We start from the raw sequence: 26172 nt of genomic DNA, 5'->3' as shown, positions 1-26172 counted from the left end.
GGAGGCGCGAGCTCAGGCGGCGAAGCTGATGGTGGCGGGCACGCTTCGGCGGGTCATCTTCGCGTACGGGCACAGCGCGCTCGCCTGCGCGAGCAACGGGGCCGCCGTCTCGCGTTCGACTCCGGGCCAGGTCACGACGAGGTCGGCGCTCAGCTCGTAGTCGCCGTCGGCAGGGTCGCGGGCGAAGGCGACGGCTGCTTCCACGCTGATCGTCTCGGGGTCGAGGAGGTGCCGGCGGGCCAGCAGGGCGAGGACGCCGTGGAAGCAGGCGGCGTATCCGGCGGCGAAGAGCTGTTCGGGGTCCGGGCCGAGGTTGTCGTCACCCATCTCCTCGGGCATCCGCAGCTCCAGGGTGAGGCCGCGGTCGGCGGAGTCGGCCCGGGCGGAAGCTCCGGCGGTCACGGTGACACGCGTGGTGTAGAGCGGTCTGAACGTCGAGCCGCTGTAGTCGTGCTCCGGGGACAATGTCGGGTTGTTCATCGGTACACCTTTCAGTGGCACTCTGTTCTTGGGTTCCAGCAAATTAAGACCGGATGGCGCGGCGTGTTGTGACAGGCCGATCCGGCTTTCCGCCTGCGTGAGCGTTCGAACGGGTTGACGATCCCCATGAGGTCGCGCTCACGTGCCGTGAGTGCGACGACGGCGGTCGCGTACGCGTAGCAGGGCCTTGACGACCTCGCCGGTCCACAGGATGGCCGAGCCGACGGCCAAGCAGGTCATCCACTGCCCGAAGGTGAGATCGGTGGTGGTGAAGAAGCCGTGCAGGGCGTCCAGTTCGACGATGAGCAGCAGCAAGGCGACCACCGCCAGGGTGGCGAGCAGCGGGTTGACGTTGTGCAGGGTTTCGCGGTGGAACAGGCTGCGGGTGGGGTGGCGAACGGTGAGCAGGTTGAACGCCTGGAAGAAGACGAACGTGACGAGCGCCATCGTGCCCGCGACACTGGCCTGGCCCACGGCCGGGGCGGGCCCCGGGGCCCAGACGAGCACGGCGGCGGTGCCGGTCGCCATGATGGCGCTGGTCAGCAGGATGCGCATGAGACGCTCACGGGTGAGGATGGCTTCGCGCGCGGGGCGGGGTGGCCGCCTCATCGCGTCCGGGCTGACCGGGTCGACGCCGAGGGACATCGCGGGCGGGCCGTCCATGACGAGGTTGACGAAGAGGATCTGCAGGGCGGTGAACGGGGCGCCGCCGGCGATGCCGGTCAGCGAGGTGATCAGGAACGTCAGGACGAAGCCGAGCGCGGTGGAGAGCTGGAAACGGGTGAACTTGACGATGTTGTCGTAGACGCCGCGCCCCTCGCGTACGGCGCCCACGATGGTGGCGAAGTTGTCGTCGGTCAGGACCATGGTCGCCGCCTCCTTGGTCACCTCCGTCCCGGTCAGGCCCATGGCGACGCCGATGTCCGCCTTGCGTAGCGCGGGGGCGTCGTTGACGCCGTCGCCGGTCATCGCCACCACGTCGCCGCGGGCCTGCAGGGCACCGACGATGCGCAGCTTGTGCTCGGGTGAGACCCGGGCGATCACGCCGATGTCGTCCAGGCGGCGGGCCAGCTCGGTGTCGTCGGAGATCTGGTCGAGCTCGGCGCCGGTGACGGCTTGCCCGGGGATGTCCAGGTCTCGGGCGATGGCCGCGGCCGTCACCGCGTGATCACCGGTGATCATGCGGACCCGGATGCCCGCTTCGTGGCACTGCTCGATGGCCTGCCGTGCCTCCGGGCGGGGCGGGTCGACGATGCCGACCAGGGCGATCAGGACGATGCGGTCCAGCAGCTCCTTCGCGTCGTCGCCGGTGTCGAACCCGTCGGCGGGGAAGTCCTGGCGGCCCACGGCCAGCACCCGGCGGCCCTGTTCGGCGAGGGTCGCGTTCGCCTCGTCGTGGCGTCGCCGGGCCTGCGGGCCGAGCTCGGCGACGCCGTCCGGGCCCAGCTGGTGGGTGGCACGTGCGGCCAGGACGTCCGGCGCGCCTTTGACGAAGCAGCGCACGACCGGCCGGCCGTCGTCGTCCGTCCAGTGGTGGAACGTGGCCATGAACTTGTGATCGGCGTCGAAGGGGATCTCCGCCAGGCGCGGGTGCCGCCGGCGCAGGGCCGTGACGTCGATGTCGCCCTTCTCGGCGAGCACCACCAGGGCGGCTTCGGTGGGGTCGCCGACCACCTCTTCCCCGTCGCGGAGCACGGCGTCGGTACACAGCGCCATCGCGAGTAACGCCTGGTCCAGGGTAGGCGGTGGCGGGAGGCCGTCCGTGGAGCGGATCCGCCCGTCGACGGCGTAGCCGTGACCGGAGACGGTGAAGCGCCGCTGCGCGAGGACGAGCTCGCGGGCGGTCATCTGGTTGAGGGTCAGCGTGCCGGTCTTGTCGGTGCAGATCTGCGAGGTGCTGCCGAGGGTCTCCACCGAGGACAGCCGCTTGACGATGGCTCCGCGGCGGGCGAGCCGGTCGGTGCCCATGGCCAGCGTGAACGCCACCACCGCCGGCAGCCCCTCGGGGATGGCGGCCACCGCCAGCGAGACCGCGGTGACGAACAGCACGCCGAGCTCCTGTCCGCGCACCAGTCCGAGCACGACCACGATGACGACCACGACGGCGGAGATGAGGGCCAGGGTCCGGCTGAGCACGCTGATCTGCCGTTGGAGCGGGGTCGGGACCGGCTTGGCCGTGGCGAGCAGGCCCGCGATCCGGCCGGTCTCGGTCGCCATGCCGGTGGCGGTGACCAGCATCTCGCCCCGCCCGCGGGTGACCGAGGTGTTCATGAACAACGCGTTCGTCCGGTCACCCAGCGGCGCCCCCTCCTCGACCTGGCCGGCGGCGGACTTGGCGACCGGCTGGGCCTCCCCGGTCAGCGCCGCCTCCCGTACCTCCAGCGCGGACGACGACAACAGCCGCCCGTCCGCCGGCACCCGGTCTCCGGCCTCGACGACCACCACGTCACCGGGAACCAGCTCCTTGGCGTTCAGCCGGGCGAGCCGGCCGTCGCGCCGCACGGTGGCGGTGGTGGAGGTCATCCTCCGCAGCGCCTCCAGCGAGGCTTCGGCGCGCGACTCCTGAACGAAGCCGATGGTGGCGTTCAGCAGCACGACCACGGCGATCGCGAGCGGGGTCTCCCAGTCCCGCGAGATCACCAGGCTGACCGCGGCGGCGACCAGCAGGATCAGGATCATCAGGTCCTGGAATTGGCGCAGGAACGCCCGCCAGCGCGGCTCGCGGGCCGCCTCCCGCAGTTGGTTGGGGCCGTACCGCTCGAGCCGGTGTGCCGCTTCGCCGGTCGACAGACCGTCCTCCGGGGCCGCCTGAAGCCGCAAGGCGACATCGCCCGCCGGCAGCGCGTGCCACGGCACCTGATCCGGTTCGATCATGCGGTCATCCTCCGTTGCTGCGTGACCGTCTCCCGGCCGGCACCGCGTCTCCACCCTGGTGAAGTGCCGGAACAGCTGATGGGAACCCGACGACCATCGGCCGTCCCGCGCACCCGCCGGGATGGGGGGAACTCCGCCCCCTGCTATGACCGAACGACCGAGCCGGTTGTGACAGACAGATCCTTCCGTCCGAGTGACGTGCAGGCGCAGGCCGACGCTAGCCGGTCTCCGGGAAGTCGCCCGGCGGTGGCATGTAGATGTGACGGTGCGTGTAGAGCAGCCCGTCATCCGCCTCCCCGGCCACCGCGAACGGATCCACCGGGCAGTTGTGGTACTCGACCGGCATCGCCTCACCGACCTCCAGGAACCAGATCATCCCCGTGATCGGTCGTGCGCCTCGTCCTCGCCCGCGTCGGGCTCGATCGAACGGTACGCCCGCCGTCCCGCCGCGATGATCTCGTCGAAGTCGTCGACCAGGTAGTCGGTGCGGGTCAGGATCGAGAGCACACCACCGGCATCACCATCGGCATCACCATCGGCGCCGTCCTCTTCGACCTCCGAAACATCCGCAGAGGCCGGCGTGATCACGTTCTCGCCGGTGAGGTCGGCGTGAGCCTCGTCGTAGGCGCGCAACGCCTCCTTCAGGGCGTCGCCATCGGCCTCCTCACCTGAGGTCCCCGTCATCGCGGCACCATCCGATGCGCACCAGTCACTCACGTACGGCCAGGACCGTCTTCGGGGGCGCCGTGCGGGACTCCAGGGCCGCGTGGACGTCAGCGACCTGGCTCAACGGCACCACCGCCGGCACCGGTTCGTTCAGCACGCCGCGGTGGAGGAGGCCGATGACCGCCGCGCTCGCCGTGGCCACCGACCGCGGGACGAGATGGGCCACCCCGCCGACGCTCAGGCCGATGACCTGGCGGGAGTTCAGCCAGGCGCCGTCGCCGGGCAGTGCCGTGTCGTCGCCGCTGGCGTCGCCGACGATCAGCAGGCGGCCGAACGGTGCCAGGTGCTCGAACGCCCGGCGCCGCAGGTCCCCGCCCACCGGGTCGACCACCACGTCCACGCCGCGCCCGCCGCTCAGCCGCCTGAGGGCGTCGTCGAGGTCGGCGGCGAGGACGACGTCGGTGCACTCCGCGGGGGCCGCCGGGCGTTTGGCCTCGCTGCCGACGACGCCGATCACCTTGCGGGCCGGGTGGGCCGCGGCCATGCGGCACATGGTGCCTCCCAGGCCGCCGCCGGCGCCCAGCACCACGACGTCCTCGTCCGCCCGCAGGCGTGCCAGGTCGTGCAGCGCCATCCAGGCGGTGACGCCGTTCACCAGGGCGCCCGCGACGCGGGCCCGGTCGGCGGCCTCCGGGAGCGGCACGGCCATGGTGGCGTGCGCGACGGCGACCTCCGCGTACCCGCCGGCACGGGCGGCCCTGCCGAAGTCGTTCAGGCAGGCGCCCACGGGCCGGCCGGGCTCGAAACCGGTCACGCCGGGGCCGACCGAGCGTACGCGGCCGGTGACCTCGATGCCCGGCGTGAACGGGACCGGGAAGTCGAAGGCGCCGGCGCGGAACAGGGTGTCGACGAAGCCGACGCCGGCGTACTCCACGTCGATGGCGATCTCGCCCTCGCCCGGCGTGGGCTCCTGGACCTCCACGATCTCCAGAGCCTCGACAGGGCCGGGTTGCTTGACGACGACGGCGCGCATCATGCCCTCCGTTATCGGGATCGACATTACATTCCGACCCGCCTCAACGTACCAGCAGACGTGATCTTGAAAGGTGGCGGGCCGCCCGGCCGCCTCCCCGCCGCGGCGCCCCTGTTGGCATGATCGAGGCATGAAAGTGATCGTGATCGGAGCGACGGGGACCGTGGGCCGGGCCGTCGTCGGCGCGTTGCGACCGGCCCATCTCGTGGTGCCGGCCTCGCGGCGCGGTGAGGTGCGGGTGGATCTGGAGGACCCCGCCTCGCTCGACGCCCTCTTCGCCGCGGTACCCGACGCCGACGCGGTGGTGTGCTGCGCTGCCGGCGGGCCGCTGATCGACCTGGGTACGGCCAAGGACGAGGAGTTCGCGGCCGGGCTGCGCGGCAAGCTTCTGGGGCAGGTCGCCTTGGCCATGCGTGCCGCGCACCACCTGCGGGACGGTGGCTCGATCACGCTCACCGCGGGCACGTTCGCCGCCCCGCTGGCCGGTGGCTCGCTGGGGGCGCTGGTCAACTCGGGTCTGGAGGGCTTCGTCCGCAACGCGGCCGCCGAGCTTCCGCGCGGGCTGCGGATCAACGTGATCAGCCCGGGTTGGGTTCGGGAGACGCTGGAGGCCATGGGCACGGACGGATCCGCCGGAACGCCTGCCGCCGAGGTCGCGCGGGCGTATGTCGAAGCCGTCGAAGGCTCCGCGCGAGGACAGACGATCATTCCCTGACGGGGGTACGGGACGCCACCGCCCCGGCTCAGTCAGCGGCGATGCGGGCGAGAGCCTGCCGGATCTCGCCCGCGGAGCGGTCAGGCCGTGGCCGCCGCGCCGCCGAGCACCGTGCGGATCTGCTTGCGGGAGGAGATGCCGAGCTTGGCGAAGACCTTGCGCAGGTGCCATTCGACGGTGTGCGGGCTGATGAAGAGCTGCGCGCCGATCTCGGGGTTCGTCAGCCCGTCACCGGCCAGGCGCGCTATCTGCGTTTCCTGGGCGGTGAGCGCGGAGGAGCGCACCTCGGCGGCGCGCTTGCGGACGGTCTCGCCGGTGGCCTGCAGCTCGCGCCGGGCGCGGTCGGCGAACGCCTCGGCGCCCATCTGGCCGAGCATCTCGTAGGCGACGCCGAGTTGCTCGCGCGCGTCGACGCGGCGGTTCTCCCGGCGCAGCCACTCCCCGTAGAGCAGCCGGGTACGGGCGAGCGTCACCCGGACCTCGGTGCTGCCGAGCCGCTCGATCGCCTCGCGGTACAGGGCCTCGGCGGCCGGTCCGGTGCTCGCCTGGGCACGCGCGCTCGCCGACGTGCCGAGGGCCCAGTCGGTGCCACTGGCCTGTGCCAGCTCGTCGATCCGCACGGCGGCCTCGGCCGCCCGGGCCGCCCGACCGCTCCGGGCGGCGGCCTCGACGAGCTCGATCAGCGACCTGATGAACGGGCCTCCGAGTTCCTGCGGGTGCTCGCAGCCTCGCTCCGCCGCGACGTACGCCTCCTCGTAGCGAGCCAGGCCGTTGTACAGCACCGCGCTCGCCCACTGGGTGGCGGCCACCACCATGCCTTCCCGCTGCAGGACCGTGTCCTGCGTGAGCGCTTCGATCGCCTGGCGCGTCGCGGCCTCCCGGCCCTTCCAGGGCTCGAGCACCAGAGCGGCGTACTGGGCGAGGAAGCGGCTGCCCGTCGCCTCACCGATCGCCTCTGCCTCGGCGACCAGCGCGTCGGCGGCGGCGAGCTCGCCGGCGAGGGCCCGGTTCGACACGCGCATGTGGAGGGCCAGCGGCAGCACCGACAGCGTCCCCGTCTCGCGGGCCAGGTCCACCAGCCTGGCCGAGAGCACCGACCAGCTGTCGAAGTCCCAGACGTTGTGGGCCAGGCGGCAGGCGAACGGGAGCCAGCCCAGGCCCTCGTCCCTGGAGACCCCTCCGTCGCGGAAGTCCTCCAGGGCCCGCAGGATCATCGGCACGCCCGCCGGGAACCCCTCGGTGGCCACCACGGCCGCGCCGTCCAGGAGCAGATCGTTGCGCCCTGGTGGCGGACCCGGCGGTGCGGCCAGCACCGCCTTGGCGACGTCCACGACCTGAGCGCCGCTCGGCAGGTGGCCGGCCGTCATGGCCGCGTTCAGCGCGTCGCGGTAGGTCTCGCGGGCCAGACCGGTGTCCAGCGGCTCCAGGCGCTTGCCGGCTTTGAGCAGCAGCGGCAGGGCGGCGCCGGCACTGGTGGAGGCGCACACGATCTGACCGCGCAGCAGGTCGGCCTGGGCCCGTTCGCGCTCGTCCAGGGGGCTGAGCTCGGCCGCGTCCAGCAACTCGAGCGCGGCGTCGTACCCGCCGGCCTGATACTTGGCCCGCGCCGCCGCCAGCGCCCTGGCCCCGCGGCGGGCGGAATCGGGGGTCAGCTCGGCCGCCCGCTCCAGGAACGCGGCCGCCGCCGCGACCCCGCCGCGCGCCTGCGCCCGATCGGCCGAGCGCTCCAGCTCGGCGGCCACCGTCTCATCCGGGCCGGTCATCGAGTTGGCCAGATGCCACGCGCGGCGGTCGGGATCGGTCTGCGGATCGGTCGCGTCGGCCAGCGCGCGGTGCACGTGCTGCCGGTCCTGCGGGGCCGCCACCCGGTAGGCCGCCGAGCGTACGAGGGGATGGCGGAACCGGACGCGGGTTCCGATGGTGATCAGGCCCGCCGCCTCGGCCGGCGACGCGGCGGAGGCGTCGATGCCCAGCGACTCGGCCGCGCGGGTCAGCAGGGTCACATCGCCTATCGGTTCGGCCGCCGCGATGAGCAGAGCAGCAACTGCTGCGTCTCGGCCGGCAGCGACTCGACGCGGCGCAGGAAGCTCTGCTCGATCTGGCCGGCCAGCGGCCGCGCGTCCGGACGCCCGAACCCGCCGGCCAGCTCCGCCGGCGTCAGTCCCCGGGGCAGCTCCAGCAGGGCCAGCGGGTTGCCCTGCGTCTCGGCGACGATCCGGTCCCGGACCCGCTCGTCCAGCCGCCCGGGCGTCACGGAGTCCAGCAGCGCGCGGGCGTCGATGTCGCTCAACCGGCCCACCGCCAGCTGCGGCAGCCCCACCAGCTCGGTCTCGAGGCTGAAGTCGCGCACGGCGAGCACCAGCCCGATCGGCTCGGCGAGCAGCCGCCGCGCGACGAAGGCGAGCGTCTGCGCGGAGACCCGGTCCAGCCACTGGGCGTCGTCGATCAGGCAGACCAGCGGCTCCTTCTCCGACACCTCGGCGAGCAGGCTGAGCACGGCCAGCCCGACCAGGAAGCGGTCCGGCGGATGTCCCGCGCTCAGGCCGAACGCGGTTTGGAGCGCGTCGCGCTGCGGGCCGGGCAGGCGAGCGAGATGGTCCAGGAACGGGGCGCACAGCTGGTGCAGCCCGCCGAAGGCCAGCTCCATCTCCGACTCGACGCCGGCCGCCCGGGCGATGCGGCAGCCGGACGCGCTGCCGCGCGCGAATTCCAGCAGCGCCGTCTTGCCGATGCCGACCTCGCCGCGTACGACCATGACCGCGCTGCGGCCGGCCTGCACGGTCCCCACCAGCCGGTCCAGCGTCTCGCACTCGATCAGCCGGCCACGCAGCTGCGGCCTGGGATCCCTGCCGATCACCAGGACCGCCCGACCGGCACGCCGGCCGCGACAGGGGCGCTGTCGCGGCTCATGTGTTCATCCGTCCCGGTGTATCGCCGCTCGGCCGAGGACTCGGAGGAGATCATGGGCTTCCACATCTGTCAGGGTTCGACAAATCGACGCAGCGCACAGGTCGGTGCGCGAGTGGGAGCCGTGCCGACGACCGGGTCAGGCATCGTTCCCTCGAAAAGGTGCGCACGACAAATGGAAGCAGGCGCGGTGAGCTGCGGTCGAGGCAGAACCACAGGCAGAAGTACGCAACGGCTCCACCCCTCGCCCGGGGACGAGGGAGCGGCGAGGGGTCCGGAGCTATCGGCGGGCTACAGCTTGGTGTAGCAGGGCCCGTCGAACGTGTGCGCCTGCGCCGTGGGCCCCACGAAGAAGTCCTTCACCGTGGTGACCCCCGTGGTCGCCTTGTCGTCCACCTTGTTGATCAGGGTCTGCCGGAACACCGAGGCGCCCGTGGCGTCCGCGTAGTTGCCGGCCTCCGGGGGCAGCATGCCCTCGTAGTCGACCGTCTTCAGCGTCTTGACCGCCGCCAGCAGACCCTTCCGGCTGACGTCCCCGCCGGCCACCATCTGGTCCAGGGCCGCCTTCAGCGGGTACGCCCACGCCCAGCCCGACGTGTAGCCGTCGTTGGGGGTGACGCCGGGCAGCGCGTCGCGCATCGCCTTGTGGCCGGGCGTGTCGGCGTCCCAGGGACGGCCGGGGGCCGACTGCTCGTACAGGGCCTTCAGCGCCGGTGCCGCCGGCGACTGCAGGAGGGCGGGGTTCCAGGTGGGGCCGGTGCCGATGAAGCGGCCCTTGTAGCCGGCCGCGGCCGTCTGGCCGACGATCGTGGCGGCGTCCGCGGGGCCCGTCGTCAGGATGACCAGGTCCGGCTTGTTCTTGGTGATCTCCGTGATGGCCCGGCCCTGCTCGGTCGCGCCCGTCGGGGTCTCGACGCTGGTGAACTTCAGGCCGTTGCGCTCGGCGGCGAACTTGGCGCCGGCCGCGGCGTCGGCGCCGTAGTCGCCCGCCAGGTGGACGGCCATGACCGACTTCGGCTTGTACGTGTCCATCGCGTAGTCCACCGAGTTCATGGCCTCCACGCAGTAGTTGGAGCCGGTCTCGATGATGACGTCCTCGAACTCCCAGGCCGAGGTCCAGGAGGCGGGGGCCGCGACGATGTTGTTGGCCTTGAGGTCGCCGATGATGGCCGCCGTCGTCGGCGAGCCGAGCGTCTGGGCCAGCCCGAGCACCTGGTCCTTGATCTCGTTGTAGACCTGCCGGTGCACCTCCGGGTTGTACTTGTTGTCCTTGACGTACCTGGTGACGTCCACCTCGTACTTGCCGCCGATGCCGCCCGCCTTGTTGACGCGGGCCCAGAACGCCTTCTGGGCGTCGGTGATCGGTACGGCCAGCGCGGCGAAGGGGCCGGAGGTCAGGTCGGAGACCGTGCCGAGGTAGATGCAGCCCTTCTTGGTGTCGACGGCTGAGGGGCAGGGTTCGGCGGTGACGCCTGGAGCCTGCGCGGCGGCGCCCTCACCGCCCTGATCGTCCCCCCGGAAGACACCGCATGCGGACAGCAGGGCCATTATGGCGATAAATCCGGTTGCGGAGCGACTCTTCATCGCAACCCTCCTAGTACGAGAACGGCCAGGACTTCCAGTAGTTGCGAACCCGGATCCACAGGCCGAACAGGCCTCGGGGCTCGAAGATGAGGAACAGCACGATCAGCAGCCCGTACAGGACGGTCTCGACCTGGAACACGTTCGGCGTCTGCGTCGTGTCCCCGCTGATGAACGGCACCAGCGCGGGCAGCGACCGGGTCACCGGCTGCAGGAGCGAGATGAACAGCGCGCCCGCGATCGCCCCGGACACCGTCGCCACCCCGCCGATCAGCACCATCGCGATGAACTGCACCGACAGCAGCAGGTTGAACGACCCGGGCTCCACGTAGCCGGAGATCGTGTACAGCAGTCCGCCCGCGCACCCCGCGTAGAACGACGAGATGCCGAACGCCAGGACCTTGTAGCGCGTCAGCGGCACCCCGATCACCGCGGCCGCGATGTCCCGGTCGCGGATGGCGGCGAAGGCGCGGCCGATGCGGGAGCGGGCCAGGTTGCGGGCGGCCACGGCGAAGACGATGAGCAGCGCCAGCATGAGCGTGTAGAGCAGCTGCTCCTTGGTGCCGAGCGGGCCGTCCTGGTCCAGGCGCACGCCGAACAGCTGCGGGATCGCCGCCTCCCGGCCGACCCCGGGGCCGCCGGTGAGCTCCTGCCACTCCTTGAAGATGTGCTCGCCCAGGAAGACCAGGCCGAGCGTGACGACGGCCAGGTAGAGGCCGCGCAGCCGGGTGGCCAGCGGCGCGACCAGCACCCCGGCCGCCGCCGCGACGAGTCCGGCGGCGGGCAGCCAGATCCACAGCTCGGCGATGCCGTAGCCGAGGTTCTCGCCGTCCACGGGGCCGGACAGCGCGGCGGCCGTGTACGCGCCGATGGCGACGAAGAAGGCGTGCCCGAGCGAGACCTGCCCGGCGTACCCGGTGACGATGTTCAGCCCGATCGCGCCGATGGCCAGCACGTACGCCCCCGCCAGCACCTCCAGCGACCGGTCCTGCAACAGCACCGACAGCCCGAACGCCAGCACCACGAGGACCAGCGTCGACACCCGCTTGGCCCGGGTGTCGAGCAGCGCCATGTCCTGGGCGTAGGAGGTGTAGAGCAGCGGCCGCCCGCGCACCTTTCGTGACCGGCCGACCGGTATGTCGGGCGCGGCGGACGCCGCCGCGGAGCGCGTCTCGGTCATACCCGCTCGACCTCCCGGGTCCCGAACAGCCCGTACGGCCTGACCAGCAGGACGATCAGCATCACCACGTACGGCGACACGACCGCGAAGTTCTGCCCCAGCCACGGCGCGAACTCCCCCTGGTACGACTGGAACAGCGACTCCACCACCCCGACGACCAGCCCGCCCACCACGGCACCCCCGAGCGAGTCGAGCCCGCCCACGATGATCGCCGGCAGCGCCTTCAACGCGATCACCCAGGTCATCTGCTCGATCCCCTGCCCGGTGCCGACGAACATCCCGGCGATCGCCGCCAGGAACCCGGCCAGCCCCCACGACAGCGCGAACACCGCGCCCACCGAGACCCCCTGCGCGAGCGCGATCTCCTGGTCGAAGGCCGCCGCCCGCATGGCCAGGCCGTAGCGGGTGTAGCGGAAGAACGCGAACAGCAGCGCCACCAGCACGGCGGTGACCAGCATCATGGCCAGCCAGCGCGACTGCACGACCAGCGGCCCGAGCGAGACCTGCGTGAACCCCCACGGGTCACCGACCTGGCGCACGTCGCGGCCGATGAAGCCGTTCACCACCACCCGCACGACCACGTCGATGCCGAGCGTGATGATCGCCACGACGAAGACCGGCCGGCCCACCATCGGCCTGATCGCCACCCGCTCGACGACCAGCGCCACGCCGGCGATGAGCAGCGCCGACAGCAGGACGGCCGGGTAGAAGCCGGTCACCGCGGCCAGGTAGCTGACGGCGACCCCGCCGGCCAGCATGAGGGCGGGCTGCGCGAAGCTGATCACCCTCGTGGCCTTGTAGATGATCACGAAGCCGAGCGCGAGCAGCGCGTACACCGAGCCGTTGCCCAGGCCCCTGATCACCGACTCGAGCAGCCCCTTCACCGGCTGTACATCCCTTCGACCAGGTCCTCGAAGAGCTTGGCGATGGCCGAGCGCTTGACCTTCTGGGTGGCGGTCAGCTCGCCGTCCTCGTGGTCGAGCTCCTTCGGCAGGAACGCGAACCGCTTGACCTGCTCGACCCGGGCGAACCGCTCGTTCACCCCGGTCACGATCCCCTGGACGAGCTCGCGCACCTCCGGTTTCTCCGACAGGTCCCGGTAGGTGGTGTACGGCAGGCCGCGCCGCCGCGCCCAGTCCCCCACCGTGTCCAGCTCGATCCCGATCAGCGCCACCAGGTACGGCCGCTGGTCCCCGATCACCACGGCCTCCTTGACGTACGGCGAGGCCTTCAGCGCGTTCTCGATCTCGCTGGGCGCCAGGTTCTTGCCACCGGCCGTGATGATGATGTCCTTCATCCGGTCGGTGATCCGCACGTGCGTGCCCTCGACGAACTCGCCCACGTCGCCGGTGTGCAGCCAGCCGTCCTCGTCCAGGACGTCCTTCGTGGCGCGGGGGTTGCGCCAGTAGCCGGCGAAGTTCCCCGGGTGCCTGGTCATGATCTCGCCGGTGGCCTCGTCGATCTTCAGCTCGATGCCGGGGTGCGGCTCGCCGACCGTGCCCAGGCGGATCCGGCCGGGGCGGTTGGCGGTGGCGATCGCGGTGTTCTCGCTCATGCCGTACACCTCGTGCATGGGCACCCCGATGCCCATGTAGAACTTGAGCACGTCGGGCGCGATCGGCGCGGCCCCGGAGGCGGCGTAGCGCACCCGCCGCATGCCGAGCCGCTCGCGCAGCGAGCGGTAGCAGAACACCCAGCCCAGCGCGTACGCCATCCGCGTGCCGGACGTGTGCCGCCCGCCCGTGCGCACCAGCGTGTCGCCGATCCGGTCGGCCGCCCGCAGCCAGAACCTGGTGACCGCCCGCTTGACCGGCGACGCCGACTCCAGCCTGATGTTGACCTGGGCCAGGACCTTCTCCCAGATCCGCGGCACCCCGAACAGGATCGTCGGCTGCACCTCCCGCAGGTTGGCCTGGACGGTGTCGATGGACTCGGCGAAGTTCACCTGCACCCCGGCCGCCGCGTTGAACCACACCGTGAACGCGCGCTCGGCCACGTGGCACAGCGGCAGGTAGGACAGGGCGAGGTCGCGTTCGGCGGGCGGCGGCGAGGTGAAGCCGCCGCCTTCGACGAGCGTGCGCACGGCGAACTCGACGTTCCCGACGGTGAGCATCACGCCCTTGGGCGGCCCGGTGGTGCCGGAGGTGTAGATGAGCGTCATCACGTCGCCGGGCTCGACCTCGGCCATGCGGCGCTCCACGGTGCCGGGGTGCGCGGCGCGGTGCTCGGCACCCAGGGCGAGCAGCTCGGGCCAGGACATCAGGACGTCGTCGTCGTAGCGGCCGCGGATGCCGCGCGGCTCCAGGTAGACGATATGCCGCAGGTCGGGGCACTCGTCGAGGACGGCCAGGGCCTTGTCCACCTGCTCCTGGTCCTCGGCGATAAGGATCTTCGCGCCGGAGTCGCCCAGCAGGTAGGCGACCTCGGCGGGCGGGTTGGTGGGGTAGAGGCCGACCGTGATGCCGCGCACGGCGACCGTGCCGAGGTCGGCGTAGAGCCATTCGGGCCGGTTCTCCGAGTGCACGGCCACCCGGTCGCCGGGCTCGACGCCGAGCGCGAGCAGGGCGTGCGCGACCAGCTCGACCTGCGTCCAGTACGCGGCCCAGGTGACCTCCTGCCAGATCCCGAGGTCCTTGTGCCGCATCGCGACGGCCTCGGGGGCGGTCCTGGCCCGCTCACGCACCCTCGTGACGATCGTCGCCGTCGTCACGCCCTCGGTCCGCACGCTCATGCCGTCCCTCCCAGGTACGCCTCGATGACCGCCGGATCGCGCTGGACCTCGGCCGGGCTGCCGAGCGCGACCGGGCGTCCGAAGTCGAGCACGAGCACCCGGTCGGCCAGGTCCATGACCAGCGCCATGTCGTGGTCCACGAGCACGACGGGGATGCCCAGCTCGTCGCGGATGTCCATGACGAACCTGGCCATGTCCTCGGTCTCCTCCAGGTTCATGCCGGCCACGGGCTCGTCCAGCAGGAGCAGCCGGGGCTCCATGGCCAGCGCGCGGCCGAGCTCGACCCGCTTCTGCACCCCGTACGGCAGCAGCCGCACGGGATGGCGGCGCCACGCCTCCAGCTCCAGGAAGTCGATGATGTCCTCGACCTTCGCGCGGGCGGCCAGCTCGGCCCGCCTGGCGCGGCCGTACCAGAGCAGCGCGGACAGCGCGCCGTAGCGGAAGTGGTGGTGGCGGCCGAGCATCAGGTTGTCCAGCACCGTCAGGTTGTGGAACAGCTCCACGTTCTGGAACGTCCTGGCCAGGCCCATGGCGGCGATCTCGTGCGGGCGCCTGGTCAGCAGGTCCGCGCCGAGGAACGTGACCCGGCCGCTCTGGGGCCGGTAGACGCCGGACAGGACGTTGAAGATCGAGGTCTTGCCGGCGCCGTTCGGTCCGATGACGGCCAGCAGCTCCGCCTGGCGCACCTCGAAGGAGACTCCGTCGATGGCCTTCACCCCGGCGAAGCTCAAGTGCACGTCGTCAAATGTCAGGAGAGCCATCGTTTTCTCCGCTTGTAGTGCTTGACCTCGCGGAACGAGCGGACGGCCCCCAGGTAGAACTCCTTGATGTCCTCGTCGGCGAGCAGCTCGCGCGCCGGCTTGTCCATCACGATCTTTCCGGTCTCCATGACGTAGCCGTGGGAGGCGATGGACAGGGCCATCGTGGCGTTCTGCTCGACCAGCAGGACCGTGGTGCCCTGCCGGTTGATCTCGACGATGAGGTCGCGGACCTGGCCGACCAGCGACGGCGCCAGGCCCAGGCTGGGCTCGTCCAGCAGCAGGTATTTCGGGTCCGCCATGAGGGCGCGGCCGACGGCCAGCATCTGCTGCTCGCCGCCCGACAGGTAGCCGGACACGCTCCTGCGCCGCTCGCGCAGCACCGGGAACAGGTCGTAGACGCGCTGCAGCTGCGAGTCGCCCGCGGTGTGGCCGCCGACCCTGAGGTTCTCCTCGACGGTCAGCTCCGACAGGATGCGGCGGCCCTCCATCACCTGGCTCACCCCGCGCCGGACGATCTGGGCCGGCCTGAGGTGGTGGATGGGCTTGCCCTCCAGCGTGACGCCGCCCTTGGTGATCTCTCCGTCGTGCACGTCGAGCAGCCCCGACAGCGCCCGCAGCAGGGTCGTCTTGCCCGCGCCGTTCGCACCGAGCAGCGCCACGATCGACCCGGGCGGGACGCTGAGGCTGACGCCGCGCAGCACGAGCATCACGTCGTCGTAGACGACCTCGAGGTTGCGTACCTCAAGCACGCGCGGCTCCTCGGGATGGTGTGGCCTATGTCACTCCCCCGATGAGGCCAATGTCCACGCTTGCCCGGCGCGCCACAAGAGGCCCGGCCGAAATTCGAACGAGACTCTGGTCCTAGGATTTCTGGTATGGCAATTTGTGAGCATCTTTCCACGTCCGACGACCCGACCGCGAAGACTCCGGCCGGCTGCGAGGAGTGCCTGGCCTCCGGCGGCCGCTGGGTGCACCTGCGGCGCTGCCTGGAGTGCGGCCACATCGGCTGCTGCGACTCCTCGCCGTCCAAGCACGCCACCGGCCACTTCCACGCGACGGGCCACCCGGTCGTCCAATCCTTCGAGCCCGGCGAGAGCTGGCGGTGGTGCTTCGTGGACAGCCAGATGGCCTGACGCCGGCGGATCGCCTCATTGGACGAAGGGCCTAACGCTCGAGGATCGCTTCCTCGAAGTCGAGCTGGGCCATCACCTCGCGCAGCACCTCGTCCTCGAGCCGGCGCTCGTCGCGCAGCCGGACGAACACCTGACGCTCGGCCTGCAGCATGTCGCGGCGCAGGCGGCGGTAGAGCGAGCTGGGGGTCTCCGCGCCGCCGGCGCCGGTGCCGCCGCCCAGGCGCTCCCACGCGCTCAGGGAGCGCCGCCACGACTTCTCCTTGAGCTGGTCGACGACCTGTTTCTGGATCTCGTCGGGCTCGCTCCCGAGCTGGGCGACCAGCCGGTCCAGCTCCGCCAGCCCCGCCTCCAGCGCCGCCTGCTGGGCCGCCGCCTCGGCCAGGCGGTCTTCGTACCGCTCCTGCTCGCTCGACACGCGCAACCGCCTGATCAGCGCGGGGAACGTGGTGCCCTGGATGAGCAGCGTGCCGATCACGGTGGTGAACGTCAGGAACAGCAGCATCGCCCGATCGCGCTCGGGCACCTCCGGCGGGATGGCGAACGCGGCGGCCAGCGACACCACGCCCCGCATGCCCGCCCACCCCAGGATCACCGTCTGCGGCACCGTCGGCCGCCGGTCGCCCTTACCCAGCACCTTGATCAGGTAGGTCACCGAGAACACCCACACGAACCTGCTGACGATCGTCACCCCCAGCACCGCCGCCGCGTAGCCGGCGACGTGCCAGGGGCTGTAGCCGGTGATGCCCTCGACCACGGTCACGAGCTGCAGCCCGATCAGCGCGAACACGATCGCTTCGAGGAAGAAGTCGGTGACCCTCCACACCGCGTCGGACACCAGCCGCGTGCCGAACCCCCGCAGGTGCATGCGGTTGCCCAGGTAGAGCCCGACGATCACGACCGAGATGACGCCGGAGGCGTGCACGGACTCCGCCGTGAGGTAGGCGGCGAACGGGATCAGCAGCATCAGCGTGTTCTCGACCAGCGAGTCGCGGGTGCGCTGGAACAGCCAGGCGAAGACGAACGCCAGCGCCAGCCCGATCGCCACCCCGCCGGCGGCGGCGAGCACGAACTCGCCCAGCCCCTCCCACAGGCTCACGGCCCCGCCCACGGCCGCCCCGATGGCCACCCGGTAGAGCGTCAGCGCGGTGGCGTCGTTGAACAGGCTCTCGCCGATCAGGATGGTCAGCGACGTGCGCGGCAGGCCCAGCCGCCGCCCGACCGCCACGGCGGCCACCGCGTCGGGCGGGGCGATGATGGCGCCGAGCGCGAACGCGAGCGCGAGCGGCAGGTCGGGCAGCAGCAGGTGGACGACCAGCCCGACGACGGCCGTGGTGAACACCACCAGCCCGACCGACAGCAGCCCGACGGCCCGCTTGACGTCACGCAGGCGCAGGTAGGAGCTGTCGAGCGCGGCGGAGTAGAGCAGCGGCGGCAGGAAGACGTAGAGCACCAGCTCCGGGTCCAGCGGCACGGCCGGCACCAGCGGCGAGACCAGCAGCCCCGCCGCCACCAGCAGGAGCGGGGCCGGCCAGCCCTTGCGCCGTGCGACGGCCGTCACGCCGATCGCCCCACCGGCCATCAACAGCAGTTGCAGGCCCATGGTCGGATTCACCCACGCTCCTCCCGCCCGAGCCCCGTCCTGTCAGGGGCGATCGATCAGGTCCGGATCGATCGTCCCGCGGTGAGCGTACCGTCCGGGCGGAAGCGCGTGGTCACCACTCCCTGCGGTCGCTTCTCTCGTGGTAGTCGGGCTGCTCGGGGCGCAGGCGCTCGCCCGTGGAGAACATGGGGTCCCCGGCGTACGAACGCGGCAGGTTCGGGTCGGGCTGCTGTTGCTGGTACTGCTCCTGCCGGCCGAGGGCCAGCAGCGGGTCCACCGGGTTGGGCGGGGTCTGGTAGGGGCCGTAGTCGTCGTGGACGGGCTGCGGCGGCTGCTGGGGGGCCGAGCGGCGGCGGCCCGCGCCCGGGATGCCGTGCATGGGCGTGCCCAGGCCCGCCGCGCTCGCCTGCGGCTGGGGCTGGGGCTGAGGCTGGGGTTGCGACTGCGGCTGCGGCTGGTAGGCGTCGGGGCGCCGGCCGCCGTACGGGTCCGAGGGGTAGGGGTCGGGCGGGTACTGGTCGGGCCGCTGCTGGTACGGGTCGGCGGCCTGGGACGGGAAGCCGAGCGGGTCGGTGCTCAGCGGCGCCTGGCGGCGCTGGTCGCCGGGCATCTGGTAGACGGGCTCGCTGTCGACGTACTGGGGGCCGGTGAACGGCTCGGGCGGGGGCGGCTGGGTGTAGTGGGGGCCGCTGAGCGGGTCGGCGGTGTACTGCGGGCCGCTGAAGGGATCGCCGGTGTACTGGGGACCGCTGAAGGGGTCGCCGGTGTACTTCGGCTGGGGGCCGGTCGCGTCCACGTACTGGGGGCCGGTGAAGGGGGTCCGGGGCTCGCCGTACGCGGGGGTGGTGTCCCGGGGGGCCGCGGTCTCGCCGTACGCGGGGGCTGGGTCCCTTGGGGCAGTGGTCTCGCCGTACGAGGCCACCAGCTTGTCCTGGTGGGCGGGGGCGCCCCGGGCCACGAGGACGTCGCTGGGCGACAGGGCCGCCGTGGGCCGCTCGTCCAGCTGCGGCGGGGGCGGTTGCTGGGAGTGCTGGGCCGGCCGGTGATATTGGCCGGTGCCCGGGATGACCTCGGTGCCGGGATCGTGCGCGGGCACGGCGGGCTGCTCGCCCGTGGCCTCCGCGAACCCCTCGTCGAGCGTGTCGAGCAGCCGGCCGACGTCTTCCATCGGCATGCGGAAGCTCGCTGTGCACATCTCGCCGCGCCACAGGCTGAGGACCAGCGTTCCCTCATGCCACGTGACGCGGAGGCACCGCTCCTGACCTCGTGCATCGAAGAAGACTTCGCCGAACGACGGCAACGGGACAACTTCCGACATGGCAGACATACTGCTTTAACCAGCCTTTATTCGTCCACTCAACCCCGGAAAACCCTACTGAACCGGCCTTCCCATTCACACCGGGAACCCCTGCGGTCACGCCCGGTGAGGACAGGTTGGAGTTCCGATCGCCCAGTGTGCCACGCAACCCGCCGAGAGGGTCCGGGAACGCCGGGATGCGTCTGGCCGATCACACCGCGTTCGGCACGACGACCCTGGAATGCGGGTAGCGTTTACTGCCGTGCCGGACTCCCATCTCCCGCCAGTGGACGAACTGCTCAGCATCGCGGTCAACGCTCTCGGAGGGAGCGAACGGCAGGGCCAGGTCACCATGGTCCAGGCCGTGCAGAAGGCCATCGACGACGAGGAGCATCTGGCCGTCCAGGCGGGCACGGGGACCGGCAAGTCGCTGGCGTACCTCGTGCCCTCCATCCGCCACGCGATGGACAGCGACACCCCCGTCGTGATCTCCACGGCCACCATCGCGCTGCAGCGCCAGCTCGTCGACCGCGACCTGCCCCGGCTGTCCGAGGCGCTGGCCAAGGAGCTGCCGCACGAGCCGACGTTCGCGATACTCAAGGGCCGCCGCAACTACCTGTGCCGCTACAAGGCGACGGCGGGCTGGCCCGAGGAGGACGAGCAGGACCAGCTGTTCGACCCGCGCGAGGTGAGCGCGACCGGGCGCATGGTGCAGCGCATCCAGGAGTGGGCCGAGGAGACCGAGACCGGCGACCGCGACGAGCTGGTGCCCGGGGTGAGCGAGCAGGCGTGGCGGCAGTTCTCGGTGAGCGCCCAGGAGTGCCTGGGCGCCACGCGCTGCCCCAGCGGCGCCGAGTGCTTCGCCGAGCTGGCCAGGGCGCGGGCGGGCGAGGTCGACGTGGTGGTGACCAACCACGCGCTGCTGGCCATCGACGCCATGGGCGACCTGCCGGTGCTGCCCGAGCACGAGGTCGTGGTGGTCGACGAGGCCCACGAGCTGGTCGACCGGGTGACGTCGGTGGTGACCAGCGAGCTGTCGGAGGCGTCGGTCATGCTGGCCGTACGCCGGGTCGGCCGGCTGATCGACCAGCCCGTCGCCGACCAGCTCATGGAGGCCGGCGAAGACCTCAAGGCGCTGCTGGCCGCCGCGCCGCCCGGCCGCATCGACGAGCTGCCCCAGGTGCTCGGCCTGACCCTCCAGCTCATCCGCGACACGGCCTGGCGCTGCATCACGGCCATGGGCCCGCGCAACGCGGACAAGGACGACCCGGACAAGGCGGGGCAGCGCAAGGCGGCGTTCACGGCGCTGGACGAGGTGCACGACACGGCGGTGCGCATGCTCGACGCCTACGGGCACGCCTCCGAGGCCGACCGGGCCGAGGTGGTCTGGCTCGACGCGGGCACCGACCGGCGCCCGCCGATGTTGCGGGTGGCGCCGCTGAGCGTGAGCGGCATGCTGCGCGACAAGCTGTTCGGCGAGCGCACGGTGGTGCTCACCTCGGCCACGCTGGCGCTCGGCGGCACGTTCGACGCGCTGGCGGCGCAGTGGGGGCTCGGCGACGGCAAGTGGCAGGGCATCGACGTCGGCTCGCCGTTCGACCACCCGCGCGCCGGCATCCTCTACGTCGCCAAGCACCTGCCCCAGCCGGGGCGCGACGGGCTGCCGCAGCAGTACCTCGACGAGATCGCCGAGCTGATCGAGGCGGCCGGCGGGCGCACGCTGGGGCTGTTCTCCTCGATGCGCGCGGCCAAGGCGGCCACCGAGGCGCTGCGCGACCGGCTCGACGTGCCGCTGCTGTGCCAGGGTGACGACTCCACGATGCTGCTGGTCAAGCAGTTCGCCGAGGACGAGCCGACGTGCCTGTTCGGGACGCTGTCGCTGTGGCAGGGCGTGGACGTGCCGGGGCCGTCGCTGCGGCTGGTCATCATCGACCGGGTGCCGTTCCCGCGCCCGGACGACCCGCTGACCTCGGCCCGGCAACGGCACGTGGCGGCCAAGGGCGGCAACGGGTTCATGGCGATCGCGGCCAACCACGCCGCCCTGCTGCTGGCGCAGGGGGTCGGCCGGTTGCTGCGGTCCCAGGACGACAAGGGCGTGATCGCGGTCCTGGACCCCCGGCTGGCCACGGCCCGCTACAGCGGGTTCCTGCTGGGCTCGCTCCCGCCGTTCTGGCGCACCACGGACCCGGCCGTCCCGCGAGCCGCCCTGAAGCGCCTCGCCACCGACCCCACCTGACCCGCCCCACCGCCTCGACCCGACCGCCCGGGAATCCGCGGATCGGCCTCGCCACCCCGGTTCGACCGGGCACGCGGGCGCCTCCGGCCTGCCCACCGCACACGCGGCAGGCCCGTGCCGCGTCGGCGGCGCCGCGCCTCGCGCCCGCCGCACGGTCACGCCGAGCCCATGCGGGGGCCGGTGCGGCGAGCGCGGGAACGGCGCAGCTCGGCGAACGCGTGCGGCGGCCCTCTGTCACGGCAAGCGGCGCAACCGGCAGCACGGCATGGCGCGAGCGTGCGAGACGGGTTGGGCGGACGCCGGTGACGGGAAAACCCGAGAACCGGCGCAAGCCCCGTAAGCGGAAAGCCCTAAGACCAGGGAGCCAGGTCCGGGCGTTTCGGGGACACCCCGTCGCCCGACGACACCCCGCGCAGGCGGCGGGAGACCCAGGGCACCAGGTATTCGCGCATCCACTGCGCGTCCTCGCGCCGCCGGGCGCGCGGGTCCACCGACCGGTCCGGCCAGTCCTTGCGCCAGTCCTCGAACGGCACCCCCAGCACGTCCAGCACCCGGGCCGCGACCAGCCGGTGGCCGTCCTCGTTCATGTGCAGCCGGTCCGCGCTCCACGCCCGCCAGTCGCGCAGCCCCTGCATGGACCACTGGTCGACGAGGCGGCAGCCGTACAGGTCGGCGATGGAGCGCAGGTGCAGGTAGAAGATGGCGAAGCGGCCGCGCAGGCGGCGCATGAGCGGCGTGTCACGCGGGTCCACCCCCGTGAACAGCAGCACGTCGGCCCCGCCCGCCCGCAGGTCGCGTACGCCCCGCGCGAGCTGCTTGGCCATCACGTCCGGATCGCTGCCCGGCCGCAGCAGGTCGTTGCCTCCGGCGCAGAGGCTGACCAGGTCGGGGGCCATCTCGACGGCCACCGGCACCTGCTCGGCCACGATCTGGTCGAGCAGTTTGCCGCGGACGGCCAGGTTGGCGTAGCGGAAGGCGGGGTCGTCTGCGGCGAGCCGTTCGGCCACCCGGTCGGCCCATCCACGGTAGTGCCCGTCCGGACCGGGATCGTTCAGCCCTTCCGTGAAACTGTCGCCGAGGGCGACGAAGGACTTGTAGTGCCTCATGAGGTGGTGTTCATCTCCGCGATAGCTTGCAGCGCAAGGACGTATGACTGTAGCCCGAAGCCCGCGATGGTTCCCGTCGCCACCCCGGACACGACAGAGGTATGGCGAAACTCTTCCCTGGCCACGGGATTGGAGATGTGCACCTCTACGAGCGGGGCGGTGCGCTGGGCGATGGCGTCGCGCAGGGCGTAGGAGTAATGAGTGAAGGCGGCCGGGTTGAGCACGACCGGGATGCGGCCGTCGCACGCCTCGTGGATCCAGCCGAGCATCTCGGCCTCGTCGTCGGTCTGGCGCACCTCGACGTGGTGGCCGAGCTTTCTGCCGGTGTCGCGGCAGAGGTCGGCGAGGTCCTCGAACGTCTCGGCGCCGTAGACGTCGGGCTCGCGCGTGCCGAGCCGGCGCAGGTTGGGCCCGTTGAGCACGAGGATCATGCGGAGATCTCCTTGTAGGCGGCTTCGAGCAGCTCTTCCGTGGGGGCTTCGAGACGGCCCGGCTTCGCCAAATCGTCGAGGACGACGAAGCGCTGCTTGGCGCCGCGGTTCTTCTTGTCCAGGCGCATGTGGTCGCGCAGGTGCGGCCAGGCGTCGGCGCGGTAGGAGACGGGCAGGCCGACGCCGGTGAGGATGGCGCGGGTGCGGTCGACGACGTCGGCGCGGCCGGAGAGCCTGGACAGCTCGGCGGCGTAGACCATGCCGATGGCGACAGCCTCGCCGTGGCGGATGCCGTAGTGCTCCTCGCGCTCGATGGCGTGGGCGAGCGTGTGGCCGTAGTTGAGGATCTCGCGCAGGCCCGCCTCGCGCAGGTCGGCGCCCACGACGTCGGCCTTCACCCGGATCTTGCGCTCGATGAGCTCGCGGGTGTGGGGCCCGTCGGGACGGGTCGCCGCCTCGGGGTCGGCCTCGATGAGCCTGAGGATCTCCGGGTCGGCGATGAAGCCGCCCTTGATGATCTCGGCCAGGCCCGCCACGTAGTCGGCCCTGGGCATGCCGGCCAGCGTGGACAGCTCGCACAGCACGCCCGCGGGCGGCAGGAAGGTGCCCACGAGGTTTTTGCCCTCGGGGGTGTCGATGCCGTTCTTGCCGCCGACCGCCGCGTCCACCATGGCCAGCAGCGTCGTGGGCACGAGCACGACCTGTACGCCGCGCAGCCACGTGGCCGCCACGAACCCGGCCAGGTCGGTGGTCGCGCCCCCGCCCACGCCGACCACGGCGTCGGAGCGGGTCACGCCGTGGCGGCCGAGCGCGGACCACAGGCCCGCGGCCACCTCGACGGTCTTGGCCCGCTCGCCGTCGGGCACGGGCAGCTCGACCACCTCGTGGCCGGCGGCGGACAGCGCCTCGCGGACCGGCCGGGCGATCTCCGGCAGGGTCTCGGGGCAGATGACCGCGACGGTGCGCACGCCGGGCTTGAGCAGCGTGGTCAGCTCGGCCAGCACGCCGGTGCCGACCACCACGTCGTACGGGCTGTCCCCGCGTACGGTGATCCTCGTCGCCGTCATGCGGGCAGCCCCTTCACGATCTCGTCGGCGAGCTCCTCCGGCTCGCGCTTGTCGGTCACCACCGTCATCACGGCCAGCCGCTCGTAGACCGGCCGCCGCTCCTCCATGAGCTTCTTGAGCCGGCTGCGCGGGTTGAGCACCAGCAGCGGCCTGGCCGAGGCGAGCCCGACCCGCTGGACCGCGTCGGCCAGCCCGACCTCCAGGTAGACGACGTGGTGACCGGCGAGCAGGGCCTGCGTCTCCTCGTGCAGGACGGCGCCGCCGCCCAGGGACAGGATGCCCTCGTGCTCGGCCAGCGCGCGGCGCACGGCCTCGTGCTCCAGCTCGCGGAAGCGGGCCTCGCCGTCCTCGACGAAGATGTCGGCGACGGGCTTGCCCGCCACGGCCTCGATGTCGGCGTCCGTGTCGCGGAACCCGACGCCGAGCCGCTCGGCGAGCAGCCGCCCGAGCGTCGTCTTGCCGGACCCGGGCGGCCCGATGAGCACGGCCTTCGCTGTCATTTGATCACCATGGAAGAGAGGTAGCCGGACAGGTTGCGGGCGACTTCCTCCACGGAGTCGCCGCCGAACTTCTCGATCGCCGCGTCGGCCAGCACCAGCGCGACCATCGCCTCGGCCACGATGCCGGCCGCGGGCACGGCACACACGTCGGAGCGCTCGTGGTGGGCCTTGGCCGCCTCACCGGTCTTGACGTCGATCGTGGCCAGCGCCCTGGGCACCGTGGAGATCGGCTTCATCGCGGCGCTGACCCGCAGGATCTCGCCGTTGGTCATGCCGCCCTCGACCCCGCCGGCGCGGTTGGTGATGCGGCGCACGCCGTCTTCGGTGGTGTATTCGATCTCGTCGTGGGCGCGGGACCCCGGGCGCCTGGCGGTCTCGAAGCCGTCGCCGACCGCCACGCCCTTGATCGCCTGGATGCCCATCAGCGCCGCGGCGAGCCTGGAGTCGAGCCTGCGGTCCCAGTGCGTGTAGCTGCCCAGGCCCGGCGGCAGGCCGTAGGCGAGGACCTCGACGACGCCGCCGAGCGTGTCGCCGTCCTTGTGGGCCTTGTCGATCACGGCGACCATGGCGGCGCTGCCCTCGGCGTCGGAGCACCGGACCAGGTCATCGTCGATCCTGGCCAGGTCGTTCGGGCCGGGCAGGATCTCGGACGGGGTGCGGGCGCCGCCGATCTCGGTCACGTGGCTGAGGATGTCGACGCCGAGCGCCTGCTTGAGGAAGCGCCTGGCGACCTCGCCCAGCGTTACCCGGGCGGCGGTCTCGCGGGCGCTGGCCCGGTCGAGCACGTTGCGGGCGTCGTCGAAGCCGTATTTCTGCATGCCCGCCAGGTCTGCGTGGCCGGGGCGGGGCCGGGACCTGGGCGAGTTGCGGGCCAGGCCCTCCAGCTCGGCCGGGTCGACCGGGTCGGCCGACATGACCTTCTCCCACTTGGGCCACTCGGTGTTGCCCACGCGGATCGCGACCGGGCTGCCCATCGTGCGCCCGTGGCGGACGCCTCCGACGATCGTCACCTGGTCCTGCTCGAACTTCATCCGCGCGCCCCGGCCGTAGCCGAGCCTGCGGCGGCGCAGGGCCTCGTCGATGGCGGCCGTGCTCACCTCCACCCCGGCCGGCAGGCCTTCCAGGATGGCGACGAGTTCGGGCCCGTGGGACTCTCCAGCGGTCAACCAGCGCAACATGCGTACAAGTCTTCCATGTGCGGCCTAGTGAGATGTCCCTCGCTCACCAGGCGAGACAGAGTGTCGTGAGCGCGCCCAGGAGCATGAAGGGGCCGAAGGGGAACTGCGTGTGCCGGTTCCCGCGGCCGGTCAGCAGCAGGGCCACGCCGTAGACGGCGCCGAGGAGCTGGCCGCAGAAGGCCGCCGCCACCAGGGCCGGCCAGCCCAGGGCGGCGCTGGCCATGCCGATGAGCCCGGCCAGCTTGACGTCGCCGAACCCCAGCGCGTCCGGCCTGGCGAACCAGAGCAGGCCGTACACCCCTGCCAGCACCGCCCCGCCGGCCAGCGCCCTGGGCAGCTCTCCCGTCGGCAGCAGCGCCAGCGCCGCGACCGGGTACGCGGGCAGCGTGATCGCGTCGGGGAGCGTACTGGTACGCCAGTCGATGACGGCCAGGGCGACCCCGATCACGGCGAGGCACACGTACGGCGGCCCCACCCGCCAGGCGACCAGCGCGGCCACGGCGGCGGTCGCCAGTTCGACGGCCGCCGGGGGCAGGCCGCCGTCGTGGGAGTGGTAGGAGTCCGCCAGCGCCCTGATGCGGTTCCCGCAGATCAGCCCGATCAGCGCCATGAGTGCGACCACGCCGCAGACCATAGGCCCGCCGTCGCGGGAAGGGAGCTCGAACGCCGGATCCGGTATGGCTGCCCGCCGGCGGC

General features: G+C 72.0%; 24 protein-coding genes. 3 read left to right on the top strand and 21 right to left on the bottom strand.

Features of this window, described 5'->3' with window-relative positions:
- Positions 1 to 12: 12 nt before the first annotated feature.
- From ACTWPW_RS08845 to ACTWPW_RS08825, 5 genes are all read right to left on the bottom strand, one after another.
- Complete coding sequence (locus ACTWPW_RS08845) at positions 13 to 480, bottom strand: Ohr family peroxiredoxin (RefSeq protein WP_375115432.1); 468 nt, start codon at positions 478 to 480, stop codon at positions 13 to 15.
- Positions 481 to 618: 138 nt separating this feature from the next.
- Complete coding sequence (locus tag ACTWPW_RS08840; RefSeq protein ID WP_443168392.1) at positions 619 to 3354, bottom strand: cation-translocating P-type ATPase; 2736 nt, start codon at positions 3352 to 3354, stop codon at positions 619 to 621.
- Between the two features lie 217 nt (positions 3355 to 3571).
- Positions 3572 to 3730, bottom strand: a complete 159-nt coding sequence (locus tag ACTWPW_RS08835) for a hypothetical protein (protein WP_375115434.1) — start codon at positions 3728 to 3730, stop codon at positions 3572 to 3574.
- Complete coding sequence (locus ACTWPW_RS08830) at positions 3727 to 4071, bottom strand: hypothetical protein (RefSeq protein WP_443168391.1); 345 nt, start codon at positions 4069 to 4071, stop codon at positions 3727 to 3729. The genes ACTWPW_RS08835 and ACTWPW_RS08830 overlap by 4 nt, the downstream gene beginning before the upstream one ends.
- Positions 4064 to 5056: a quinone oxidoreductase family protein gene (locus ACTWPW_RS08825; RefSeq protein ID WP_375115437.1), complete on the bottom strand. Its 993-nt coding sequence runs from the start codon at positions 5054 to 5056 to the stop codon at positions 4064 to 4066. The genes ACTWPW_RS08830 and ACTWPW_RS08825 overlap by 8 nt, the downstream gene beginning before the upstream one ends.
- Before the next feature lie 127 nt (positions 5057 to 5183).
- Between ACTWPW_RS08825 and ACTWPW_RS08820 the strand changes: the two genes are divergently transcribed.
- Positions 5184 to 5768: a short chain dehydrogenase gene (locus ACTWPW_RS08820; protein ID WP_443168390.1), complete on the top strand. Its 585-nt coding sequence runs from the start codon at positions 5184 to 5186 to the stop codon at positions 5766 to 5768.
- 80 nt (positions 5769 to 5848) lie between these two features.
- Here ACTWPW_RS08820 and ACTWPW_RS08815 read toward each other — a convergent pair whose 3' ends face one another.
- The 8 genes from ACTWPW_RS08815 to ACTWPW_RS08780 form a co-directional block, all read right to left on the bottom strand.
- The gene (locus ACTWPW_RS08815) at positions 5849 to 7771 is read right to left on the bottom strand and encodes a LuxR C-terminal-related transcriptional regulator (protein ID WP_443168389.1); all 1923 of its coding nucleotides are present in this window, start codon (positions 7769 to 7771) and stop codon (positions 5849 to 5851) included.
- 5 nt (positions 7772 to 7776) lie between these two features.
- Complete coding sequence (locus ACTWPW_RS08810; RefSeq protein WP_443168388.1) at positions 7777 to 8625, bottom strand: AAA family ATPase; 849 nt, start codon at positions 8623 to 8625, stop codon at positions 7777 to 7779.
- 341 nt (positions 8626 to 8966) lie between these two features.
- Positions 8967 to 10259 carry an ABC transporter substrate-binding protein gene (locus ACTWPW_RS08805; RefSeq protein WP_375115440.1) on the bottom strand — a complete coding sequence of 431 codons (1293 nt, stop codon included), beginning with the start codon at positions 10257 to 10259 and terminating at the stop codon, positions 8967 to 8969.
- Positions 10260 to 10269: 10 nt separating this feature from the next.
- Positions 10270 to 11436, bottom strand: coding sequence for a branched-chain amino acid ABC transporter permease (locus ACTWPW_RS08800; RefSeq protein ID WP_443168387.1), 1167 nt, complete (start codon positions 11434 to 11436; stop codon positions 10270 to 10272).
- Entirely contained in the window at positions 11433 to 12320 is an 888-nt protein-coding gene (locus tag ACTWPW_RS08795; protein ID WP_364132415.1) for a branched-chain amino acid ABC transporter permease, read from the bottom strand. Before ACTWPW_RS08795 ends, ACTWPW_RS08800 begins: the two co-directional genes overlap by 4 nt.
- The gene (locus tag ACTWPW_RS08790; RefSeq protein WP_375115442.1) at positions 12317 to 14167 is read right to left on the bottom strand and encodes an AMP-dependent synthetase/ligase; all 1851 of its coding nucleotides are present in this window, start codon (positions 14165 to 14167) and stop codon (positions 12317 to 12319) included. Before ACTWPW_RS08790 ends, ACTWPW_RS08795 begins: the two co-directional genes overlap by 4 nt.
- A complete protein-coding gene (locus ACTWPW_RS08785) occupies positions 14164 to 14928 on the bottom strand; it encodes an ABC transporter ATP-binding protein (RefSeq protein WP_443168386.1) in 765 nt (254 codons plus the stop codon). Before ACTWPW_RS08785 ends, ACTWPW_RS08790 begins: the two co-directional genes overlap by 4 nt.
- A complete protein-coding gene (locus ACTWPW_RS08780; RefSeq protein ID WP_443168385.1) occupies positions 14916 to 15677 on the bottom strand; it encodes an ABC transporter ATP-binding protein in 762 nt (253 codons plus the stop codon). Before ACTWPW_RS08780 ends, ACTWPW_RS08785 begins: the two co-directional genes overlap by 13 nt.
- Before the next feature lie 126 nt (positions 15678 to 15803).
- On the opposite strand from ACTWPW_RS08780, the gene ACTWPW_RS08775 reads away from it, so the two are divergent.
- Entirely contained in the window at positions 15804 to 16061 is a 258-nt protein-coding gene (locus ACTWPW_RS08775) for a UBP-type zinc finger domain-containing protein (RefSeq protein ID WP_375115444.1), read from the top strand.
- A gap of 31 nt (positions 16062 to 16092) precedes the next feature.
- Here the strand turns inward: ACTWPW_RS08775 and ACTWPW_RS08770 are convergent, their stop codons facing one another.
- Together ACTWPW_RS08770 and ACTWPW_RS08765 are read right to left on the bottom strand one after the other, a co-directional pair.
- Complete coding sequence (locus ACTWPW_RS08770; RefSeq protein ID WP_375115445.1) at positions 16093 to 17673, bottom strand: Na+/H+ antiporter; 1581 nt, start codon at positions 17671 to 17673, stop codon at positions 16093 to 16095.
- 100 nt (positions 17674 to 17773) lie between these two features.
- Entirely contained in the window at positions 17774 to 18835 is a 1062-nt protein-coding gene (locus tag ACTWPW_RS08765) for a hypothetical protein (RefSeq protein ID WP_443168384.1), read from the bottom strand.
- A gap of 364 nt (positions 18836 to 19199) precedes the next feature.
- Here ACTWPW_RS08765 and ACTWPW_RS08760 point away from each other — a divergent pair, with 364 nt between their 5' ends.
- The gene (locus ACTWPW_RS08760) at positions 19200 to 21194 is read left to right on the top strand and encodes an ATP-dependent DNA helicase (protein ID WP_375115447.1); all 1995 of its coding nucleotides are present in this window, start codon (positions 19200 to 19202) and stop codon (positions 21192 to 21194) included.
- 350 nt (positions 21195 to 21544) lie between these two features.
- Here ACTWPW_RS08760 and ACTWPW_RS08755 read toward each other — a convergent pair whose 3' ends face one another.
- The 6 genes from ACTWPW_RS08755 to ACTWPW_RS08730 are packed head-to-tail and all read right to left on the bottom strand — an operon-like array spanning position 21545 to position 26098.
- The gene (locus ACTWPW_RS08755) at positions 21545 to 22300 is read right to left on the bottom strand and encodes an SGNH/GDSL hydrolase family protein (RefSeq protein WP_375115448.1); all 756 of its coding nucleotides are present in this window, start codon (positions 22298 to 22300) and stop codon (positions 21545 to 21547) included.
- Positions 22297 to 22731 (bottom strand): type II 3-dehydroquinate dehydratase, encoded by a 435-nt coding sequence (aroQ, locus tag ACTWPW_RS08750; protein WP_364132431.1) that lies wholly within the window; start codon positions 22729 to 22731, stop codon positions 22297 to 22299. Before aroQ ends, ACTWPW_RS08755 begins: the two co-directional genes overlap by 4 nt.
- Positions 22728 to 23798: a 3-dehydroquinate synthase gene (aroB, locus tag ACTWPW_RS08745; protein WP_443168383.1), complete on the bottom strand. Its 1071-nt coding sequence runs from the start codon at positions 23796 to 23798 to the stop codon at positions 22728 to 22730. Before aroB ends, aroQ begins: the two co-directional genes overlap by 4 nt.
- On the bottom strand, positions 23795 to 24298 hold the full coding sequence (locus ACTWPW_RS08740; RefSeq protein WP_364132435.1) for a shikimate kinase: 504 nt from the start codon (positions 24296 to 24298) through the stop codon (positions 23795 to 23797). The genes aroB and ACTWPW_RS08740 overlap by 4 nt, the downstream gene beginning before the upstream one ends.
- Complete coding sequence (gene aroC / locus ACTWPW_RS08735; protein ID WP_443168382.1) at positions 24295 to 25476, bottom strand: chorismate synthase; 1182 nt, start codon at positions 25474 to 25476, stop codon at positions 24295 to 24297. The genes ACTWPW_RS08740 and aroC overlap by 4 nt, the downstream gene beginning before the upstream one ends.
- A 43-nt stretch (positions 25477 to 25519) precedes the next feature.
- Positions 25520 to 26098, bottom strand: a complete 579-nt coding sequence (locus tag ACTWPW_RS08730) for a prepilin peptidase (protein ID WP_443168381.1) — start codon at positions 26096 to 26098, stop codon at positions 25520 to 25522.
- Positions 26099 to 26172: the final 74 nt, after the last annotated feature.

It is taken from the genome of Nonomuraea sp. KM90, assembly GCF_052246675.1.
Classification (GTDB): Bacteria; Actinomycetota; Actinomycetes; order Streptosporangiales; family Streptosporangiaceae; genus Nonomuraea.
The sequence above is the reverse complement of the archived record's forward strand: the minus strand, read 5'-3'. Positions and strand labels throughout refer to the sequence as shown.

What these genes read in the sequence shown, in the direction of transcription:
- ACTWPW_RS08845 (WP_375115432.1), bottom strand. Translation starts at nt 480, where the DNA reads ATGAACAACCCGACATTGTCCCCGGAGCACGACTACAGCGGCTCGACG.
- ACTWPW_RS08840 (WP_443168392.1), bottom strand. Translation starts at nt 3,354, where the DNA reads ATGATCGAACCGGATCAGGTGCCGTGGCACGCGCTGCCGGCGGGCGAT.
- ACTWPW_RS08835 (WP_375115434.1), bottom strand. Translation starts at nt 3,730, where the DNA reads ATGATCTGGTTCCTGGAGGTCGGTGAGGCGATGCCGGTCGAGTACCAC.
- ACTWPW_RS08825 (WP_375115437.1), bottom strand. Translation starts at nt 5,056, where the DNA reads ATGATGCGCGCCGTCGTCGTCAAGCAACCCGGCCCTGTCGAGGCTCTG.
- ACTWPW_RS08820 (WP_443168390.1), top strand. Translation starts at nt 5,184, where the DNA reads ATGAAAGTGATCGTGATCGGAGCGACGGGGACCGTGGGCCGGGCCGTC.
- ACTWPW_RS08805 (WP_375115440.1), bottom strand. Translation starts at nt 10,259, where the DNA reads ATGAAGAGTCGCTCCGCAACCGGATTTATCGCCATAATGGCCCTGCTG.
- ACTWPW_RS08800 (WP_443168387.1), bottom strand. Translation starts at nt 11,436, where the DNA reads ATGACCGAGACGCGCTCCGCGGCGGCGTCCGCCGCGCCCGACATACCG.
- ACTWPW_RS08790 (WP_375115442.1), bottom strand. Translation starts at nt 14,167, where the DNA reads ATGAGCGTGCGGACCGAGGGCGTGACGACGGCGACGATCGTCACGAGG.
- ACTWPW_RS08785 (WP_443168386.1), bottom strand. Translation starts at nt 14,928, where the DNA reads ATGGCTCTCCTGACATTTGACGACGTGCACTTGAGCTTCGCCGGGGTG.
- ACTWPW_RS08775 (WP_375115444.1), top strand. Translation starts at nt 15,804, where the DNA reads ATGGCAATTTGTGAGCATCTTTCCACGTCCGACGACCCGACCGCGAAG.
- ACTWPW_RS08765 (WP_443168384.1), bottom strand. Translation starts at nt 18,835, where the DNA reads ATGCCGATGGAAGACGTCGGCCGGCTGCTCGACACGCTCGACGAGGGG.
- ACTWPW_RS08760 (WP_375115447.1), top strand. Translation starts at nt 19,200, where the DNA reads ATGCGGGTAGCGTTTACTGCCGTGCCGGACTCCCATCTCCCGCCAGTG.
- ACTWPW_RS08755 (WP_375115448.1), bottom strand. Translation starts at nt 22,300, where the DNA reads ATGAGGCACTACAAGTCCTTCGTCGCCCTCGGCGACAGTTTCACGGAA.
- aroQ (WP_364132431.1), bottom strand. Translation starts at nt 22,731, where the DNA reads ATGATCCTCGTGCTCAACGGGCCCAACCTGCGCCGGCTCGGCACGCGC.
- aroB (WP_443168383.1), bottom strand. Translation starts at nt 23,798, where the DNA reads ATGACGGCGACGAGGATCACCGTACGCGGGGACAGCCCGTACGACGTG.
- ACTWPW_RS08740 (WP_364132435.1), bottom strand. Translation starts at nt 24,298, where the DNA reads ATGACAGCGAAGGCCGTGCTCATCGGGCCGCCCGGGTCCGGCAAGACG.
- aroC (WP_443168382.1), bottom strand. Translation starts at nt 25,476, where the DNA reads ATGTTGCGCTGGTTGACCGCTGGAGAGTCCCACGGGCCCGAACTCGTC.